The organism is Actinoplanes sp. NPDC051475, from assembly GCF_040689425.1.
Classification (GTDB): Bacteria; Actinomycetota; Actinomycetes; order Mycobacteriales; family Micromonosporaceae; genus Actinoplanes.
The window spans coordinates 56,193-74,456 of sequence record NZ_JBFAZZ010000005.1; the positions used below are offsets into that span (position 1 = coordinate 56,193).

Here is an 18,264-nt window from a genome sequence, read left to right on the forward strand (position 1 = left end):
GCACTATGTAGTAATGCCTGAGCTGCGCTCCCGGACCTCGACCCACGGTCGGACTATGGCCGGCGCGCGCGCCCTGTGGCGCGCCACCGGCATGACCGACGACGATTTCGGCAAGCCCATCGTGGCGATCGCCAACAGTTTCACCCAGTTCGTACCCGGGCACGTGCACCTCAAGGACCTCGGCGGCCTCGTGGCCGACGCGATCGCCGAGGCGGGTGGCGTCGGCCGCGAGTTCAACACGATCGCCGTCGACGACGGCATCGCCATGGGCCACGGCGGCATGCTCTACTCGCTGCCCAGCCGCGAACTCATAGCCGACGCGGTCGAGTACATGGTCAACGCGCACTGCGCCGACGCCCTGGTCTGCATCTCGAACTGCGACAAGATCACCCCGGGCATGCTGATCGCCGCCCTACGGCTCAACATCCCGACGGTGTTCGTCTCCGGCGGCCCGATGGAGGCCGGCAAGACGGTCGCCATCGAGGGCATCGTGCACGAGAAGCTCGACCTGATCGACGCCATGTCGGCCAGCGCCAACGAGAACGTCACGGATGCGCAGCTCGACACCATCGAGCGCTCGGCCTGCCCGACCTGCGGCTCCTGCTCGGGCATGTTCACCGCCAACTCGATGAACTGCCTCACCGAGGCCATCGGCTTGGCCCTGCCGGGCAACGGCTCGACGCTGGCCACGCACGCCTCCCGCAAGGCGCTCTTCGAGCGGGCCGGGGCGCTGATCGTCGACATCGCGAAGCAGTACTACGAGAACGACGACACCAGCGTGCTGCCGCGCAGCATCGCCAGCCGGGACGCCTTCGAGAACGCGGTCGCCCTCGACGTGGCGATGGGCGGCTCCACCAACACGGTCCTGCACCTGCTGGCCGCGGCCCGCGAGGCCGAGCTCGACTTCAGCGTGGCGGACATCGACGCGGTCTCCCGCCGGGTGCCCTGCCTCAGCAAGGTCGCCCCCAACAGCGTCAAGTACCACATGGAGGACGTCCACCGGGCCGGCGGGATCCCCGCCCTGCTCGGCGAACTCCACCGCGGCGGCGCGCTGAAGACCGACGTGCGGGCCGTGCACTCCCCCGACCTGAGCAGCTGGCTCAACGCCTGGGACATCCGCAGCGGCTCGCCCACCCCGGAAGCCGTCGAGCTCTTCCACGCGGCGCCCGGTGGCGTACGCACCACGCAGCCGTTCTCGACCACCAACCGCTGGGCCACCCTCGACACCGATGCCGCCGAGGGCTGCATCCGCTCGGTCGAGCACGCGTACACGGCCGACGGCGGCCTCGCCATCCTCTTCGGCAACCTCGCCCCGGACGGCTGCGTCGTGAAAACCGCCGGCGTCTCCGAAGAGCTGTGGAAGTTCACCGGCCCGGCCCGCGTCTTCGAAAGCCAGGACGCGGCGGTCGACGGCATCCTCGGCAAACAGGTCGTCGAAGGCGACGTGGTGGTCATCCGCTACGAGGGCCCCCGAGGCGGCCCGGGCATGCAGGAAATGCTCTACCCGACGTCCTTCCTCAAGGGCCGCGGCCTCGGCAAGGCCTGCGCGCTGATCACCGATGGCCGCTTCTCCGGCGGCACCTCCGGCCTGTCGATCGGCCACGTCTCCCCGGAGGCGGCATCCGGCGGCCTGATCTCCCTGGTCCAGACCGGCGACGAGATCACCATCGACATCCCGGGCCGCTCGATCACGCTCAACGTTTCCGACGAGGAGCTCGCCCAGCGCCGCCACGAGGAGGAGCGCCGGCCGAAGCCGTACACGCCGGTGGATCGGGAGCGCCCGGTCTCGGCGGCCCTGCGGGCCTACGCCTCGATGGCCACCAGCGCCAGTGACGGGGCCTACCGGAAGGTTCCGGAGTAAGACCCTTTTCCAGGTACGCGCACACCCGACGACAGAAGCAACACCGGCCGGCCCGGTCACACACGGATCCCCGTGGGTGACCGGGCCGGTCGCTTGTCCGCCGGGCGAGGGGCCGGGCCGCCCGAGCACGCAAAGCCGGGTCGCCCGAGCGGGAAATCGTTCGATTCCGGCGAGGAACGCGGGCATGCTGACCGCATGAACACCAGCCACGCCGCCATGATGGGCCCCTCTGCGGGCTCTGTCGGCGTGTTCTAGACCGATCAGTCCCCGCTTCGGCGGGGCGACCGGTCGCAGCGGGGCGGAAAGAGGGGCCATGACCTTCTACGTCACCACCGCCATTCCGTACGTGAACGCGGCACCGCATCTGGGGCACGCGCTCGAGCTCGTGCAGGCCGACGTGCTCGCCCGGCAGCGGCGCGCACGAGGGCAGGACGTCCGCTTCCTCACCGGCACCGACGACAACGCGCTCAAGAACGTCGCCGCAGCCCGGAACGCCGGCGTGCCCGTACGGGACTTCGTCGCGGCGAACGGCGACCGGTTCGCCGCCTTGCGCGGGCCGCTCGAGCTCTCGTTCGACGACTTCATCCGCACGTCCGAGGCCCGCCATACGCAAGGCGTCGCGGACCTCTGGAAACGCTCACGCAACGACTTCTACCGCCGCGAGTACACGGGTCTCTACTGCGCCGGCTGCGAGCAGTTCCTGGACACAAACACATGCGCGGAACACGTGACGCCACCGGAGCGGGTCAGCGAGGAGAACTGGTTCTTCCGGCTGTCGCGCTACCAGAAGCGGATCCGGCAGGTCCTAGAGGACGGCGCCGTCCGCATCGAGCCTGCCGCACGGCGAAACGAGGTGCTGGCCTTCGTCCGGGCGGGTCTGCGGGACATCAGCGTCTCCCGATCCGCCGCCCGGGCCGAGGGCTGGGGCATATCAGTTCCCGGCGATCCGGATCAGGTCGTCTACGTGTGGTGGGACGCCCTCGCGAACTACGTGACCGCCCTCGACGAGGAGGCGTACCGGCGGTGGTGGGCCGGTCCCAGCGAGCGGGTGCACGTCATCGGCAAAGGAATCGTGCGGTTCCACGCCGTCTACTGGCTGGCGTTGCTGTTGTCCGCGGGTGAGCCCCTGCCGACCGCGATCCTCGTCCACGACTACCTGACCGTGGACGGCGCGAAGCTCTCGAAGAGCGCCGGCAACAGCGTCGACCCGGTGGACCTCGCCGACCGCTTCGGCGTCGACGCACTGCGGTGGTGGCTGCTGCGCGACGTCGCCACGCTGGGCGACACGGACTTCACGGTCGCCCGGCTGGTCCGCCGCCACGACCTCGATCTCGCCAACGGCGTCGGGAACCTCGTCAAACGTACGGTGAGCCTCGCGTACCGGGACGGCATCCGGCCCACGCCCCACCGCAGCGACCTGCCGCAACGCGTCGACCAGGCGCTGGACAAGGGTGACTTCCGGGCCGCCACCGAAGCCATCACCGACGAGGTCGCCCACGGCAACCGCCTCGTGGAGACGAAACAACCCTGGAAACTCACCGGGCCGCGCCGCACCGCGGTCGTGGGCGAACTGCTCGGCCGGTGTCAGATCATCGCGGCCGAACTCGAGCCGTTCCTGCCATCGGCCTCCCGACGGCTGCGCAACGAATTGGCGCTGGAGGGGCCGCCGCGTCCCGCCTTCGCCAGGCTGGGCGCGGCGGGATCGCTCACACCAGATCGTTGACGCAGCGCAGGACCGGCCGGGTCGTCAGCCCGGCCGGGTTCAGGCCGGTCGCGCCGCGTACCCGGAAGGTCGCCGATTCGCCCGGCAGGAGGGTTATGCCGGCCTCGTCGCTCTCGGCTGCCGGGTCGAGGCGGTCGGGCTGCAGGGTCAGGTCGCGGAGGATGGTCTGTGCCGTCACCGACACGTGGGTCTCGTCGCCCGCGGTCGTGACGGTCGCGTCGAACTTCGCGGGTGGCCAGGCGATGTCCTTGTCCTCGGCGAAGAACCACCACGCCCGCTGGTCCCCCGCCTCGGCGACCAGGACCTCGCCCGTGGCGTCGCCGACCGTCCCGACCTGCGTCGGGATCGGCAGCGTCGTGGCCGAGCCCGGTGCGACCGTCATGCCGAGCGGGGCTTGCGCTTTCACGACCCCGGCGAGGGTACGGCGGGCAACCGTCGCCGAGAGCGTCCACGGCTCGGACGAGTCGTTGACCGCCACGAGGGCCGGGACACCGTCGCGGGGTTGCACCGTCAGCAGACGGGGGGCGTAGGAGCGGCGGAGGGCGTACCAGAGGGGCTTCTTGTGGCCGTCGCCGTCGATTGCGGCCCAGGATGTGACGGGCCAGCAGTCGTTGAGCTGCCACATGATGGTGCCCATGCAGTGCGGACGGAGCGCGCGGAAGTGTTCGATGCCCAGGGACAGGGCTCGGGCCTGGTTGAGCTGTGTCAGGTAGTGCCAGTCGTCGAAGTCGCGGGGTGCGGGCAGGTGCGCGTCCAGGCCTCGCTGGAGCTTGGCGTCGCCGTCGGCGGCTTTCTGGTGGGCCCGCATGCCGGGTGAGTCGTGGGCGAGCGGCTCGTCCGACAGCGCCCGGCGCAGGGTGGCGTAGGCCGGCGGTGCCTGGTAGCCGAACTCGGCCACGAACCGCGGCCGGTAGTCGCGGTACTTCGTGTAGTCGTCGCTGTTCCAGACGTCCCAGATGTGCGTGGTGCCGTACGCGGGATCGTTGGGGTGCCTGTCCTCCCGCCCGGACCAGGGACTGCCGGGCCAGTAGAACCGGCTCGGGTCCTCCTCGGCGAGGATGCGGGGCAGCAGGTCGAAGTAGAAGCCGGCGCCCCACGTCTTTCCGTCGAGGTCCTGCTTCCAGCCCCAGTCCTCGTGGCCCCAGATGTTCTCGTTGTTGCCGGTCCACATCACCAGGCTCGGGTGCGGCGACAGCCGGACGACGTTCTCCCGGGCCTCGGCCGCCAGCTCGGCGGCGAACGGCTCCTCCTCCGGGTACGCGGCGCAGGCGAAGAGGAAGTCCTGCCCCACCAGCAGACCGAGGGAGTCGGCGAGGTCGTAGAAGTCCTCGGACTCGTAGCGGCCGCCGCCCCAGACGCGCAGGTAGGTGACGTTGGCGTCGATCGCCTCCCGGAACCGGGTGGTCAGCCGTTCCCGCGTGACCCGGTTCACGAACACGTCGTCGGGGATCCAGTTGACGCCGCGGACGAAGACCGGGACGTCGTTGACGACGAGGGTGAACGCGCTGCCGTCGGCGTCCGGCGTGGTGTCGACGCGTACCGAACGGAAGCCGACCTTGCTCGTCCAGGCGTCGAGCTGCTGCCCGTCGCCGCCGCGCAGGGTCACGTCGAGGTCGTGACGTGCCGGATCCCCGTACCCGATGGGCCACCAGAGCTCGGGATCCGCGACGGTGACCGTCATGACGGCCTGGTCGCCGTCGGTTGTGGTCTCCACCCGCTCGCCGGCGATCTCCGCGGCGACGGTGACCGGCCCGGGGGTGTCGCGCTCGATCCGGACACGGACCTCGACCGTGCCGGTGCCGCCGTCGACCGCCACCTGTGGCCGGACCTCAGCGAGGCGCGCCGCCGACCAGGTGTGCAGGCCGATCGGCTGCCAGATGCCCGCGGTGACCAGCGTCGGCCCCCAGTCCCAGCCGAAGTTGCACGCCATCTTGCGGATGAAGTGGAACGGCTCGGGATAGGCGTTGGGCCGGTCGCCGAGCCGGTCCCGCTGCGCCTCGGCATAGCTGTACGCGGACTCGAACCGCACCCGCAGCTCGTTGTCGCCGTCGCGCAGCGCCTCGCTGACGTCGTACCGGTAGCTCCGATGCATGTTGGCGGTGCGGCCCAGCTCGATGCCGTTGAGGGTGACCCTCGCGACCGTGTCGAGGCCGTCGCAGACGAGGTCCACCCGGCCCGGCTCCCGGTCGTGGTGGAAGGTGGCCACGTACTCCCAGTCGGTACGGCCGATCCAGGCGAGTTTCTTCTCGTTCTCGTCGAGGTACGGATCGTCGATGATCCCGGCGGCGAGCAGGTCGGTGTGCACACAGCCCGGCACGGTGGCGGCGACGCTTTCGACGTCGCCGCCCCTCACGGTCCAGCCCTCGTGCAACGGTCGGTACGAGGTCACGTGACTCCCTAAGACTTGACAGCACCTTCCATGATTCCCCGAACGATCTGCCGTCCGCCCAGCATCAGCAGGACCAGCAACGGAACGGTTGCCATGAAGGCACCCGCCAGCACCCGGCGGTAGATCACATAGTTGCCGCTGGCCAGGTCGGACAGGGCGACCATCGATGTCGGGAACTCCGTACCGTTCAGGGTGATCAGCGGCCACTGGAACTCGTTCCAGGTTGCCACGAAGGTGAGCAGTCCGAGCACCGCCAGCGCCGGGCGGATCGCAGGAACAACAATGCTCCAGTAGATGCGCAGCGTCAGCGCACCGTCCACGCGGGCCGATTCCACCAGCTCGTCAGGTACGGCGTGCAGGATGAACTGTCGCATGTAGAAGACGCCGAACGCGCTGACCAGGAACGGCGCGATGACGGCGAGCAGGGTGCCGTTCCAGCCGAGCTTGCCCATGAGGATGTAGAGCGCGACCACGCCGAGCTGGCTGGGCACGGTGAGGGTCAGGATCACGACGACCATCAGCGGGTCGCGGCCGCGGAAGCGCAGCTTGGCGAAGGCGAACCCGGCCAGCGAACAGAAGAACAGCGTCGACACGGTCACCACGCCCGCGACGATGAAGCTGTTGATCAGGGACGCGGTGAAGTAGACGTCCTGCATCGTGAAGACTTCGCGCAGGTTGGTCAGCAGCTGGTCGCCGGGCACCACGGACGGCGGGGTCTGCGCGACGGCCTCGTCGGTGCTGGTGGCGATGACGAACATCCAGTACAGCGGGAACGCGGAGACCGCGAGGAACGCCGACAGGGCCAGGTAGGTGCGCCAGGTTCCGCTGGTGTCCTGGGGTGCGCTTACGGTGGTCATCGCCGGCCTCCTCCGAGACGGTTGGTGGCGAAGGCGTTGAGGGCGGCGACGATCAAGATGATCAGGAACAGCGCCCACGACATCGCGGCCGCGTACCCGAGGTTGAGGTCCTTCCAGCCGACCTTGTAGATGAGCTGCGCGATCGTCTGCCACTGGCTGTCCGATCCGCCGGTCGCCGCGGCCGGGTTCTCCTCGAAGAGCATCGGCTCGTTGAAGAGCTGGAGCCCGCCGATGGTGGACAGCACCACGGTGAAGATCAGGACAGGCTGGATCATGGGTACGGTGATGCGCCACAACTGCCGCCAGGGGCCGGCACCGTCGACCGCGGCCGCCTCGTAGACGTCTTTCGGAATCGACTGCATGGCCGACAGGTAGAGCAGGGCGTTGTAGCCGATCCACTTCCAGTTGACCATCGTGGCGATGGCGATCCAGGCGCTCCACTTCTGTGCCCGCCAGTCCAGCGGCTCCCCGAGCAGCCAGTTCGCCAAGCCGTTGTCGCGGGAGAAGAACACCGCGAACACCAGCGTCGAGGCGGCGACCGGCGTCACGTACGGCACCAGCACGCCGACCCGCCACCAGGTCGTGGCCCGCAGCTTACGGTTGAGCAGGTTCGCCACCATCAGCGCGATCAGCAGCTGCGGCACGGTGGAGAGGATGAAGATGCCGAACGTGTTGCCCAGCGCGTTCCAGAAGTCCTCGTCGTGCAGCAACCGCTCGAAGTTGGCGAAGCCCGCCCACCCGTTGGCGTCCGGATCGTCGAGGCGCCACGTGCGCAGGGCGACGACGCCGTTGAAGACGATCGGGAAGAGCCCGAAGACGGCGAAGAGGATGAAGAACGGCGAGATGAGTACGTACGGCGTGCGCTTGGTGTCGAACCGGTAGAACCACAGCTTGCGCTTCGGCGGCGTTGCCGAAGCGCGCGGTTCCTTGGCCGGCCGGACGACCGGCGGGGCGTTGCGGGTGAGGGACACGGCGACTCCTTCCACCCGGGTGGCGGCCCGGCTCGGGCCGCCACCCGGTCACAGTCCGATCAGGAGCCGGCGACCTTCTGGGCCTCCTTGACCGCCTCCGGCCACGCCTTGTCCGGGGCTAGCGTGCCCTGCTGGACCCGCGTGATCACGTTCTCGACCGCGACCCGGGTAGGGCCGTTCTTCTTGCCGAGGTACTGCGGCTTCAGGTTCTCGGCGGTCGACGCGAAGATCTGCCCGGTGGGCGCGTTGCTCATGAACTCCTTCTTGTAGTCCAGGACCGCCGGGTCCTTGTAGAGCGCGGGCTGCGAGGGCAGGTTGCCGACGGTCTTGAAGACCTCGATCTGCTGCTGCGGCTGGATCATCCACTCGACGAACTTGTACGCCTCGTCGACGTTCTTGCCCTGCTTCGGGATGGTCCACCAGGAGCCGCCCCAGTTACCGCCGCCGCCGGGGATCGTGGCGATGTCCCACTTGCCCTTCTGCTCGGGCGCGGTGTCCTGGATGTGGCCGAGCATCCACGCCGGGCAGGCCAGCACGGCGAACTGGTCCTTCTTGAACCCCTGGTCCCAGTTGGGCTGGAAGCTGGCGAGGTTCGCGGAGAGCCCGGCCTGGATCGCCTTCATGCTGACGTCGAACGCGACCTTGGGGCCGCCGTCCATCTGCAGCTGCTCCTGCTCGTTGTAGAAGCCCTGCGGCTGCTGGGCGAGCACGGGGTTGAACATGTTGGTGCCGGAGTCGACGAACTTCTTGCCGGTCTTCGACACGTACGTCTTGCCGACGTTGATGAAGTCGTCCCAGGTCGTCCAGAGCTTGGAGACCTCGGCGCGGTCGGTCGGCAGGCCGGCCTTCTTGAACAGGTCGGTGCGGTAGCACATCGCCAGGCCGCCGACGTCGGTGCCGAGCCCGATCTGCTTGCCGTCGGCGGACTGCGACTGCTGCCACTTCCAGGGCAGGTACTTCGACTCGTACGAGCCGGCGCCCTTGTCGAGCAGGTTGACGAACTTGTCGGCCTGGCCACGGAACTGCACGACGAAGCCCTCGTCGACAGCGGAGATGTCCGGGGCGCCGCTGCCGGCCACGAGCTTCTTCTGCAGGTCCTCGTGCTGGGCGTTGTACTCGCCCGAGTTGAGCACGATCTTGATGTTGGGGTGGTCCTTCTCGTACGCGGCCTTGAGCTTGTCCAGGCCCATGTCGCCCCAGAAGTTGACCTTCAGCGTGACCTGGCCGTCGGCGGCTTTGTCGCTGCCGCCTTCGAGGCTCTGACCACTACAACCCGAGATCACCAGCGCGCCGGCGGCCACGAGCGCCGCGCCCCGCTTGCCGAACCGTGACATGACTCCTCCACCCGAGGGGAAACTGCGAGAGAATGTACTGAACCGGATAAGTGACGTGACCGTATGCCGCGTCACATCCACTGTCAATACCGTGTTACGAGTCGATGCCCTACGCCTTGCTGCCTGCGCAAATCGGGCAATCTCTGGCGCTGTCCTGCTGTGGGCTGGAACACTTAACCGATCAAGCGATCGGTCGTTGCGGCGGAAGTTTCGGAGCGAGGTAGCGTGAAAGCGCTCCACCAGGCATTTCTCCGGGAGTGGACCCGCGTGCGGCTCACTCCTTCAGGAGCGGTTCACTTTCACGGAGAAGTACCTCCACGGCGGCAGGGGAAGGCGAGGCAGTGAAGCGGCCCACGATCGCCGACATCGCCCGGCGGGCCGGCGTGTCCAAAGGGGCGGTGTCGTACGCCCTCAACGGCCAGCCCGGCGTCTCCGAGGCGACCCGGCAACGCATCGTCGCAATCGCCCGCGAGATCGGTTTCAACCCCAACAGCGCCGCCCGCGCCCTGTCCGGCGCCAGCGCCCGCGCCGTGGGGCTCACCCTGTGCCGGCCCGCGCGCATCCTCAGCATCGAGCCGTTCTTCATGGGCCTGATCAGCGGCTTCGAGCAGGAACTCGCGGCCCGGTCGTACGCGCTCACCCTCCAGGTCGTGGCCACCCCGCAGAACGAGACCGAGGTCTACCGCCGCTGGTGGGGCGAACGCCGCGTCGACGGCGTCTTCGTCACCGACCTGCGGGAGAACGACATCCGCATCCCGGTCCTCAACGAACTCCAGCTCCCGGCGGTGGTCATCGGCGGCCCCGGCGAAACCGGCAACGTCCCGCAGCTCTGGTCAGACGACGCCGGCGCAATCACCGAAGCGGTCCGCTACCTGATGGCGCTCGGTCACCGTCGCATCGCGCGGGTCGGTGGTCTGCCGGATCTGCTGCATACGCGTACGCGCACCAAGGCGTTCACCGAGGTCTGCGCGTCCCTGGGCCTGAGCGAGGCGGTCACGGTCCCCTCGGACTACACGGGCGAGGAGGGCGGCCGGGCGACCCGCCGGCTGCTGATCACCGCGGAGCGCCCGACGGCGATCATCTACGACAACGACGTGATGGCGGTGGCCGGGCTGTCGGTGGCCCAGGAGATGGGTCTGTCGGTGCCCGGGGATCTGTCGATCGTGGCGTGGGACGATTCGCCGTTGTGCTCGCTGGTCCATCCGCCACTGACGGCGTTGAGCAGAGATATCGCGGCGTACGGGGCGCACGCTGCCCGTCAGCTGCTGGCGGCTGTTGCGGGTGAGCCGGTGCAGGATGTTGAGGAGGGCACCGCGCATTTGACGCCGCGGGGCAGTACCGCTCCGCCACGCGAGTCCTGAGTCTTTCCTGCAGCCGGGGCGGCACCGCTCTCCCCGTGCGGCCCCGGCAGCACCCGCTCCCCGTGCGACCCCGGCACCGCTCCCCGTGCGACCCCGGGAGCACCGCTTCGCGCGCTCCACCGCCGCCCATGTCTGGCTCCCGGGCAAGCATCATCCGCCGCGGCGGTGCTCCCGGCCACCGCGCGGGCGCCGGTGGATCTGGCGTTGCCTTGGCAGGCCGCTCCGCTTCGGATGACTCCCCACCTCAGGCCCCGCACGATGGCGTTTCCGGTCATTGCCGGCTAGCCGCGCGTTGCCTCGGGAGTGAAGCGTGTGCCGCTCGGGCCGGTTATGCGGGATAGAGCCGAGCCATCGCCTGAATCGTGGCTGTCATGTGGGCGACGAGCTGCGCGGGGGCGAGAACCTGGACGTCCGCGCCGAGCCGGAGGAGGGCCGCGGTGGCATGCGTCAAATTCTCCAGCGGGATGGTGGCCTGGTGCCAGCCGTCCGCGCCGGCTGGGGTGAGGGTGCGCAGCGCCAGCCGTGCGGCCTTCGGGCCGAGGACGTCCCGCAGCGCGGCGACGCCGATCGAGGTGAGACGTACCGTGGCGACCTCGTCGGTGTCGGCCTCCTCATAGCGTTGGACGTGCGCCTGCCAGAACGCGACGAGGTCGAACCCGTCCGGCCGGGCGAATCGCTCGGGCAGCGGCCGTAGCTTCGTGATCCCGGAGACGCGGTAGGCGCGTGGCCGGCCATGCCCGGAGGCGATCAGATACCAGACGCCCGCCTTGAGGACCAGCCCCAGCGGCTGCAGCCGCCGGGTGACCTCACCGGGCCGGGGAGACCAGCGCCGGTACCGGACTTCGACGGCCTGGTCCTGCCAGAGCGCGTCAGCGACGGCGAGCAGATGCGGCACCACATCAGGCTCCCGATACCAGCCGGGAGCATCGAGGTGGAAGCGCTGCCGGATACGTGTCGACGCCTCCCGGTACGGGGTCGGCAGCGCGGCCATCAGCTTGAGCTCAGCAGCGGCCAGGTGAGCGCCCAGACCGAGTTCGGCGGCCGGTTGCGGCATACCGGTCAGGAACAACGACTCGGCCTCGCCGGCGGTCAGCCCGGTCAACCGGGTGCTGTAGCCGTCCATGAGCTGATATCCGCCGCTCGGGCCATGCTCGGCGTAGACAGGAACGCCCGCCGCGGAGAGGGCCTCGACGTCGCGGTAGACCGTCCGGGCGGTCACACCGAGTTCAACAGCCAGTTGCGCCGCGCTCATCCGGCCCCGGTTCTGCAGCAACAGGAGCAGAGACAGGAGTCGACTGGCACGCATCCGCGAGAGTTTGCCACCCCCTGACAGAAGTTGTCAGGGGTAGTCCTCCAAGATCAATGCATGAACGACTTCGACTTCCTCACCGGCTCGTGGAACGTGACCAACCGCCGGCTCAAAACCCTGTTCGCAGGCAGCGACGAGTGGGAGACCTTCCCCAGCACGACGACCTGCCAACCGATCTTCAACGGCGGCGGAAACACCGAGGAGATCGTCTTCCCGACGCTCGGCAGCCGCGGCTTCACCCTGCGCCTGTTCGGCATCGAGCGGCAGGAATGGTCGATCTACTGGGCGAGCAGCCGCACAGGCCTGCTCTACCCGCCGGTGGTGGGCACCTTCACCGACGGCCGCGGCGACTTCTACGGCGACGACACCTACGAGGACAAGCCGATCAAGGCACACTTCATCTGGTCCGACATCACACCGACCTCGGCCCGCTGGGAACAGGAATTCTCCGCCGACGGTGGGCAGACGTGGGAATCGAACTGGGTCATGGAGTACAGCCGCGCATGACTTGGCTCACGCGAAGCGCCAGGTCGCGCGGAGCGTGGGCTAGCGCGGAGCGTGGGCTGGCACGAAGCGCGAGGGTGGGCGCGCGGCGCGGAACGCGGAGACGCGTTTCGCGCCGAGGGCGGGTGCGCGCTCGCGCGAAGCGGAATCCGCTTAGCGCGGAGCAGAGGCCGGGCTCGGCGCGGAGTGCGCGCGCGAACCTGCCTCGCGCAGACCACGAACGCGGGTCTGGCCCGCAAAGGCCGGCTCCGCTCTCAGCCCGGCGGCCGCTCAACGGGCTTGTGTCCCACACCATCCGTTCGTGGGGGCTCAGGCCCGGTGCTGCGTCTGGCCGCCCCGCCGCCCGCACCTGTAAAAGCTCCCGGATGTACCTATGAACCTACGACCGATGGCTGTCCAGATAGGCCTCCATGCGCTCGGCCGGCGCGGGCCGGGCCAGTACGAAGCCTTGGCCGTAGTGGCAGCCGGCCTGGCGGGCGCGGTCGATGTGGTCCTGGGATTCGAGGCCCTTGGCGACGATTTCGAGGCCGAGCCGGCGACCGAGGCTGACCACGACGTCGATCACCGCCGGCGTCGTGCCCTGCTCTATGGGCTGGTTGACCAGTGACTGGTCCAGCTTGAGCATGTCGACCGGGAGGCGGCGCAGGTGGGCGAGTGACGCGTGGCCGGCGCCGAAGTCGTCGAGGGCGGCGCGGACGCCGAGTTTGCGCAGGCCTGCCAGCGAGGCCACGATCGCCGGTACGTCCTCCGCGATCCACGTCTCCTGGACCTCGACGACCAGGCGCTCCGGTTCGATGGCGTGCCGGCGCAGGGTTTCGGCGACGCGTTCGGGGAAGCGGGCCGTGAGCAGCTCGCGGGGAGCGACGTTCACGGAGAGCCAGAAATCGCTGCCGCCGGCGGTCCATCCGGCGAGGTGGCGGCAGGCCTGGTCGAGGACCCACTCGTCGAGCTCGGCTGCGCAGCCGACCGCGCGGGCGATCGGCAGGAGTTCCGCCGGCATGATCGTGCCGAGTTTCGGGTGGCGCCAGCGGAGCAGTGCCTCGACGCCGACCGGTTGGGTGTCGCGCAGGGAGACGACCGGTTGGAAGACCACGTCGAGCTCGCCGCGTTCTGCGGCGTCGAGCAGTTCGCGTTCGAGGTCCATGCGGCGGTGGAGTTGGATCTCGACGTCGGTGTCGTACCACTCGACGCGGTCCTTGCCGAGCTGGCGGGCGCGGCTGCGGGCGAGGTCGGCGTGGCGCAGGACCTCCTCGGAGTCCTTGCCGCCGGTGAGCTCTGCCAGGCCGACGCTGGTGTGCAGTTCGACGATCATGCCGGGCAGCTCGTACGGCTCCATCACCGAGGTGACGATCCGGGTGGCCAGCGCGTATGCCAGCACCGCGCCGTCCGGTGTGAGCACGGCGAACTCGTCACCGCCCAGTCGCGCCGCGACGTCGTCCTCGCCGAGCAGGCTCTTGATCCGGCGGCCCACCTCGATGAGTACGGCGTCTCCGGTCTCCCGGCCGCGGCTGTCGTTGATCTCGGCGAGTCCGTGCAGGTCGATGACGAGCAGGGTGCCCTGCTGGCCCGCGCGCCGCCGGAATTCCAGGAGGTCGCGCATGAGGGCGCGGCGGTTGGCGAGGCCGGTCAGCTGGTCGGTGTACGACAGGCGGTGCAGCGTGCGTTCCAGGTGGCGCCGTTCGCCCACGTCGCGGACGTGCACCACCAGTGCGGCCACCTCGGGGACCGAGCGCTGGTCGGCCACCGTGGACTCGGTGTCACGCCAGATGCCGTGGCCGTCGCGCAGCCGCGCGTTGATCAGGGCCGGTGGGCCGTCGGCGTGCTCGCCGGCGATCAGCGCCTCGATGCCGGCCCGGGCGCCCGGCACGTCGTCGGGGTGGATCAGTTCCAGGAACGTACGCCCGACCACCTGCGACTCGGCGAGCCCGAACAGGCGTGCGGCGGCCGGCGACTGCCACCGGATGGTCAGCCGCTCGTCGAGTACGAGCGTGAGGTCGGTGGCGCCCGCGACGAGCGACCGGAAGTGCGCCTCCTTGACCCGCAACTGGGCCGTGTAGCGGCGGATGTCGCTGACCACGAGCAGTTCGCGCATCGTCAGCACGGCGACCATGGAAACGCCGAGCACGATGGCGGTGGTGTTGAACGGGCCGACCACGACCAGGTGGATCAGAGCGGCCACGACGCCGACCCCGGCCGGCACAGCGAGCAGGGGGTAGCTGGACAGATACTGGTCCTGCTCCTTGGGCTCGAGGTGTTCCGGCAGGTTGCGCCGCGAGCCACCATCCGCCGCCAGCGTGAGCCCGGCGGCGATGACCAGGCCGAAGAGCGGCAGGAGCCGGCCCTCGACGCCGGAGATCTGCAGGTTGACCACCGTGCAGAGCGCGATGATCACGGTCATCACGCCGAAGCCGCAGCGCAGCGCCGCCGGCCGGTGCAGCCGGGCCCGCAGCACGATGACGGTGACGATCGAGACGCCGGCCGCGGCCAGCAGTGTGCTCGCCAGACCGGGCCAGGGTGAGCGGTGCATCGGGGTGATCAGGTACGCCGCGAAGCCGAGGCTGACGCCGAGCCCCAGCCCGTCGAACGCCCGCCGCAGCCGCACGGCGACCGTGGCCGCGGCCCCGGGCAGCATCATGGTGCCGAGCACGGCGAAGGCGCCGGTGACACCGACCCCGGCCGCCGCCCAGATGTCCGCGCCGGGCGGACCCAGCAGCTGCACGGCGCAGGTCAGCGCGGCGGCCACGGCGGACATGCCGATGAACCCGGCGCCCCGGCAGGCGGCGAAGGCTCCCTCGTCGTGGTGGATGGCCACGGCGGTGTGCCACAGCACGGCGGTGGCGAAGAGCGCCACGATCCCGACGCCGGCGATCAGCGCGGGAAGCGGTGGGACCAGCCCGGCGACTCCGGCGGCCAGCACGAGGCCACCGGCTGTCGGGGCGAGCAGGAACGTCACCCGGGTGCCGGCCCGGGTGGCGAGGCGTGCGGGGGGCGGCACAGCCACGTCGGCGGGATCCTCTACGGACGGTGTGGGGGTGGAGCACGGGAGCGGCGCAGGGGACGCAGCTTCCACAGCGGACAACGATCGTCCCCCGGACAGGTTACGTGCGGCCTGTCGTGCTTCGCATCCGCGGATCGTCGGGTATGGGGTCGCCGTCCCGGCGCGGATCACCGAACCGACCCGCGTGGATCTCCGAGCCGCCCCGGCACGGCTCACCCTCCGGCGACGGACGGCAGGACCTGAATCTCGGCTCCGGCCGGCACCGGCGTCTCCAACCCGCCCGAGCGCCGGCAATCCTCGCCGTCCACGTAGACGTTCACATAGCGCCGCAGCACCCCGCTCTCGTCCCGAATACGCCGCTCCAGCCGGGGCCACCGCTGTGCCACCTCCTCGAGAACAGCCCGCAGGCTCCCTTCGGCCGTCACCTCCAGCCGCGCCGCCCCGCCCGCTTCGGCGCGCAGCACGCCCGGGACCAGCACCGTGGGCATCAGACCTGCACCGCGCGTACGCAGAGGACGTCCGGCAGGTGAGAAGCCACCGTTGACCACGTCTCCCCCTCGTCCCGGCTGGCGAAGACGTCTCCGGCACGCGTACCGAAATAGACCCCGGCGGGTGCCGCGTTGTCCGCGCACATCGCGTCGCGCAGCACGACGGGGTAGTAACGCCCGTCCGGCAGTCCGGAGTGCAGCGGCTGCCAGACGGCGCCGGCGTCCGTCGACCGGAAGATCTGGCACGTCAGGTCGACCGGATGGCGCTCGCCGTCGCTGGCCAGCGGAAAGTTCCACACCGTGCCGCCGCGGGAGGGGTGCGCCACCATGGCGAAGCCGAAGTCGGTGGGCAGGGTGTCGGCGATCGACTGCCAGGAATCACCACCGTCGGTGGAGCGGTAGACCCCGTGGTGGTTCTGGGCGTAGTAGTGGTCGGGATCGGCGCCGTCGCGGGCCACCTTGTGCACGCACTGACCGAACTCGGGCCACGGGTCGGGCAGGAAGTACGCCTTGATGCCCTGGTTGGCCGGCGCCCAGGTCCTGCCGCCGTCGGAGGTGCGGTAGACGCCGCCGGTCGACATCGCGACCAGGATCCGCTCGGGGTCGTCGGGGTGCGGCAGGATGGTGTGCACCGCCTGCCCGCCGAAGCCGGCTCCCCAGTCCGGCCGGTGCGGGTGGTCCCACAGGCCTCGGACCAGGTCATAGGTCTGGCCGCCGTCCTCCGAGCGCCACAGCGCGGACGGCTGGGTGCCCGCGTAGACCACGCCGGGTTCGCCGGGGCCGGCGGGAACGATCTGCCACACCCGCTCGACCGCCGCGCCGGCGTCGGACGGGAAGGCGAGCGGTGCCGTGTCGGGCTCCTGCCAGCTTTCGCCGAGATCATCGCTGACGGCCACGCTCGGGCCGAAGTGGGAGCTGTGGACGCCGGCGAGCAGGCGCGGGGCCGGCCCGCGGGTGTCGAACGCGGCGGCGTAGACGGCTTGCCCGGGGAAGTGCGCAGAGCTGACCTGCCAGCTCTGCCTGTCGTCGTTGCTCGTGGCCAGGAACAGGCCTTTCTGGGTGCCGATGGCGAGCAGTTCGGTCATGGGGAGCAGTATGGCCGCCGGGTCCGACAAAAATCCTCGATCCGGCGGGTGCGAGGATGACGACCGTGAGTCGAAAGCCCGTCCTGCGCGTCCGCAAGCCCGGCGCCCTCCTCGTCGCGGCCTTGATCGCGTTCATCGGCACGGTGCCCTTCGCCGGGGCGCGCTGGCAGCTCGCGCCGATCCTGCTGATCCCCCTCGTCGTCCTGTTCTGGGCCTGGCGCGCCGGCACCGACGTCGATGCCGAAGGGCTCCGGGTCCGGGCGCTGGCCGGGTCGACGTTCGTACCGTGGTCGCGGGTGGCCGAGCTGGCCCCGGACCGGCGCGGGCGGATCTCGGCCCTGCTCACCGGCGGCAACGTCCTGCGCCTGACCGGCGTCACCACGGCGAATCTGGAGGCCGTGCTCCGGGCCGGCGGCCAGGAGGTCAGTAACCCCCCGACACCTGATTGATCAGCGGTTCCCCCGCCGCGAAGCGCCGGAGCTGGGCCCCTACCAGCCCGTACGCGCGCGGCAGCAGCCCCACGACGGACCCGGCGGTGTGCGGGGTGATGAACGCGCCGGGCAGCTGCCACAGCGGGTGGCCGCCGGGCAGCGGCTCCGGATCGGTGACGTCGAGGGCGGCCTCGATCCGCCCCGACGCCAGCTCGGCGACCAGCGCGTCGGTGTCCACGACCGGCCCGCGCGCGGCGTTGATCAGCAATGCTCCGTCCGGCATCGCGGCGAGGAAGGCCGCGTCCACCAGCCCGCGGGTCTCGTCGGTGAGCGGGACCACGACGACCACCACTTCCGCGTACGGGAGCAAGCGGGCCAGCTCGTCCACCCCGTGCACGTCTTCGGCCGGGCGGCCCGTACGCGCGACCCGGGTGACCGTCACGCGGAACGGCGCCATGTGTTCTTCGATGGCCCGTCCGATGGACCCGGCCCCCACGATGAGCACCCGTTTGCCGGTCAGCTCGGGGGTCGGCGTGTACTGCTTGGTAGCCCAGTCCTCACGCTCCTGGGCACGAGCGAAGGCGGGGAACCTTCGCAACACCCCGATCGCAGCCCCGAGGACCCATTCGGCCACCGGCTTGTCGTGTACGCCCCGGGCGTCGCACAGCTGAACACCGGGAGGTACGCGGTCGGTCCAGGCGTCCGCCCCGGCCGACAGCAGCTGGACCACCCGTACGCCCGGAAGCTTCGCGAGCTGATCGGCGGCGCGTACGGTCGCCAGGAACGGCGGCACCCAGAAGTCGACCTTCGCGGGGTCGGAAGGCCAGGTCGCGGCGTCTGTGCAGACCTCCACCCGGACGCCCGCCGGCAGCTCACCGAGCAGCTCACGGCCCGCTTCGTGAGCAATCCATACCATCACGTCACCAAACTAGTCGCGAGCCCAGAAGGCCGCC

Annotated in this window: 14 protein-coding genes; 5 read left to right on the forward strand and 9 right to left on the reverse strand. The window is 70.0% G+C overall.

The features are described 5' to 3' along the window. Window positions 1-13 precede the first annotated feature (13 nt). The gene (gene ilvD / locus AB0368_RS12070) at window positions 14-1,861 is read left to right on the forward strand and encodes a dihydroxy-acid dehydratase (RefSeq protein ID WP_366153863.1); all 1,848 of its coding nucleotides are present in this window, start codon (window positions 14-16) and stop codon (window positions 1,859-1,861) included. 313 nt (window positions 1,862-2,174) lie between these two features. Then, entirely contained in the window at window positions 2,175-3,584 is a 1,410-nt protein-coding gene (locus AB0368_RS12075; RefSeq protein WP_366153864.1) for a methionine--tRNA ligase, read from the forward strand. Here the strand turns inward: AB0368_RS12075 and AB0368_RS12080 are convergent. The 4 genes from AB0368_RS12080 to AB0368_RS12095 are packed head-to-tail and all read right to left on the reverse strand — an operon-like array spanning window position 3,568 to window position 9,135. Further along, entirely contained in the window at window positions 3,568-5,973 is a 2,406-nt protein-coding gene (locus AB0368_RS12080) for a glycoside hydrolase family 2 protein (RefSeq protein ID WP_366153865.1), read from the reverse strand. The genes AB0368_RS12075 and AB0368_RS12080 overlap by 17 nt on opposite strands. An 8-nt stretch (window positions 5,974-5,981) precedes the next feature. Further along, on the reverse strand, window positions 5,982-6,830 hold the full coding sequence (locus tag AB0368_RS12085; protein WP_366153866.1) for a carbohydrate ABC transporter permease: 849 nt from the start codon (window positions 6,828-6,830) through the stop codon (window positions 5,982-5,984). Beyond that, window positions 6,827-7,801 (reverse strand): sugar ABC transporter permease, encoded by a 975-nt coding sequence (locus AB0368_RS12090; protein WP_366153867.1) that lies wholly within the window; start codon window positions 7,799-7,801, stop codon window positions 6,827-6,829. Before AB0368_RS12090 ends, AB0368_RS12085 begins: the two co-directional genes overlap by 4 nt. Before the next feature lie 59 nt (window positions 7,802-7,860). Next, the gene (locus AB0368_RS12095) at window positions 7,861-9,135 is read right to left on the reverse strand and encodes an extracellular solute-binding protein (protein ID WP_366153868.1); all 1,275 of its coding nucleotides are present in this window, start codon (window positions 9,133-9,135) and stop codon (window positions 7,861-7,863) included. Between the two features lie 341 nt (window positions 9,136-9,476). On the opposite strand from AB0368_RS12095, the gene AB0368_RS12100 reads away from it, so the two are divergent. Then, entirely contained in the window at window positions 9,477-10,496 is a 1,020-nt protein-coding gene (locus tag AB0368_RS12100; protein WP_366153869.1) for a LacI family DNA-binding transcriptional regulator, read from the forward strand. 328 nt (window positions 10,497-10,824) lie between these two features. Here AB0368_RS12100 and AB0368_RS12105 read toward each other — a convergent pair whose 3' ends face one another. Next, window positions 10,825-11,802 carry a WYL domain-containing protein gene (locus AB0368_RS12105; protein ID WP_366153870.1) on the reverse strand — a complete coding sequence of 326 codons (978 nt, stop codon included), beginning with the start codon at window positions 11,800-11,802 and terminating at the stop codon, window positions 10,825-10,827. A 60-nt stretch (window positions 11,803-11,862) separates the two neighbouring features. Here AB0368_RS12105 and AB0368_RS12110 point away from each other — a divergent pair, with 60 nt between their 5' ends. Then, the gene (locus tag AB0368_RS12110; RefSeq protein WP_366153871.1) at window positions 11,863-12,312 is read left to right on the forward strand and encodes a hypothetical protein; all 450 of its coding nucleotides are present in this window, start codon (window positions 11,863-11,865) and stop codon (window positions 12,310-12,312) included. A gap of 376 nt (window positions 12,313-12,688) precedes the next feature. Here AB0368_RS12110 and AB0368_RS12115 read toward each other — a convergent pair whose 3' ends face one another. The 3 genes from AB0368_RS12115 to AB0368_RS12125 form a co-directional block, all read right to left on the reverse strand. Next, window positions 12,689-15,310, reverse strand: coding sequence for an EAL domain-containing protein (locus AB0368_RS12115; RefSeq protein ID WP_366153872.1), 2,622 nt, complete (start codon window positions 15,308-15,310; stop codon window positions 12,689-12,691). A gap of 209 nt (window positions 15,311-15,519) precedes the next feature. After that, a complete protein-coding gene (locus AB0368_RS12120; RefSeq protein ID WP_366153873.1) occupies window positions 15,520-15,795 on the reverse strand; it encodes a MoaD/ThiS family protein in 276 nt (91 codons plus the stop codon). Next, on the reverse strand, window positions 15,795-16,880 hold the full coding sequence (locus tag AB0368_RS12125; protein WP_366153874.1) for an exo-alpha-sialidase: 1,086 nt from the start codon (window positions 16,878-16,880) through the stop codon (window positions 15,795-15,797). Before AB0368_RS12125 ends, AB0368_RS12120 begins: the two co-directional genes overlap by 1 nt. 65 nt (window positions 16,881-16,945) lie before the next feature. On the opposite strand from AB0368_RS12125, the gene AB0368_RS12130 reads away from it, so the two are divergent. Continuing rightward, window positions 16,946-17,329, forward strand: a complete 384-nt coding sequence (locus AB0368_RS12130; protein ID WP_366153875.1) for a PH domain-containing protein — start codon at window positions 16,946-16,948, stop codon at window positions 17,327-17,329. Here AB0368_RS12130 and AB0368_RS12135 read toward each other — a convergent pair. Next, the gene (locus AB0368_RS12135) at window positions 17,304-18,230 is read right to left on the reverse strand and encodes a 2-hydroxyacid dehydrogenase (protein ID WP_366153876.1); all 927 of its coding nucleotides are present in this window, start codon (window positions 18,228-18,230) and stop codon (window positions 17,304-17,306) included. The genes AB0368_RS12130 and AB0368_RS12135 overlap by 26 nt on opposite strands. Window positions 18,231-18,264 lie beyond the last annotated feature (34 nt).

Coding starts and splice junctions, on each gene's coding strand:
- ilvD (WP_366153863.1), top strand. CDS start 14: ATGCCTGAGCTGCGCTCCCGGACCTCGACCCACGGTCGGACTATGGCC.
- AB0368_RS12075 (WP_366153864.1), top strand. CDS start 2,175: ATGACCTTCTACGTCACCACCGCCATTCCGTACGTGAACGCGGCACCG.
- AB0368_RS12085 (WP_366153866.1), bottom strand. CDS start 6,830: ATGACCACCGTAAGCGCACCCCAGGACACCAGCGGAACCTGGCGCACC.
- AB0368_RS12095 (WP_366153868.1), bottom strand. CDS start 9,135: ATGTCACGGTTCGGCAAGCGGGGCGCGGCGCTCGTGGCCGCCGGCGCG.
- AB0368_RS12105 (WP_366153870.1), bottom strand. CDS start 11,802: ATGCGTGCCAGTCGACTCCTGTCTCTGCTCCTGTTGCTGCAGAACCGG.
- AB0368_RS12110 (WP_366153871.1), top strand. CDS start 11,863: ATGAACGACTTCGACTTCCTCACCGGCTCGTGGAACGTGACCAACCGC.
- AB0368_RS12120 (WP_366153873.1), bottom strand. CDS start 15,795: ATGCCCACGGTGCTGGTCCCGGGCGTGCTGCGCGCCGAAGCGGGCGGG.
- AB0368_RS12125 (WP_366153874.1), bottom strand. CDS start 16,880: ATGACCGAACTGCTCGCCATCGGCACCCAGAAAGGCCTGTTCCTGGCC.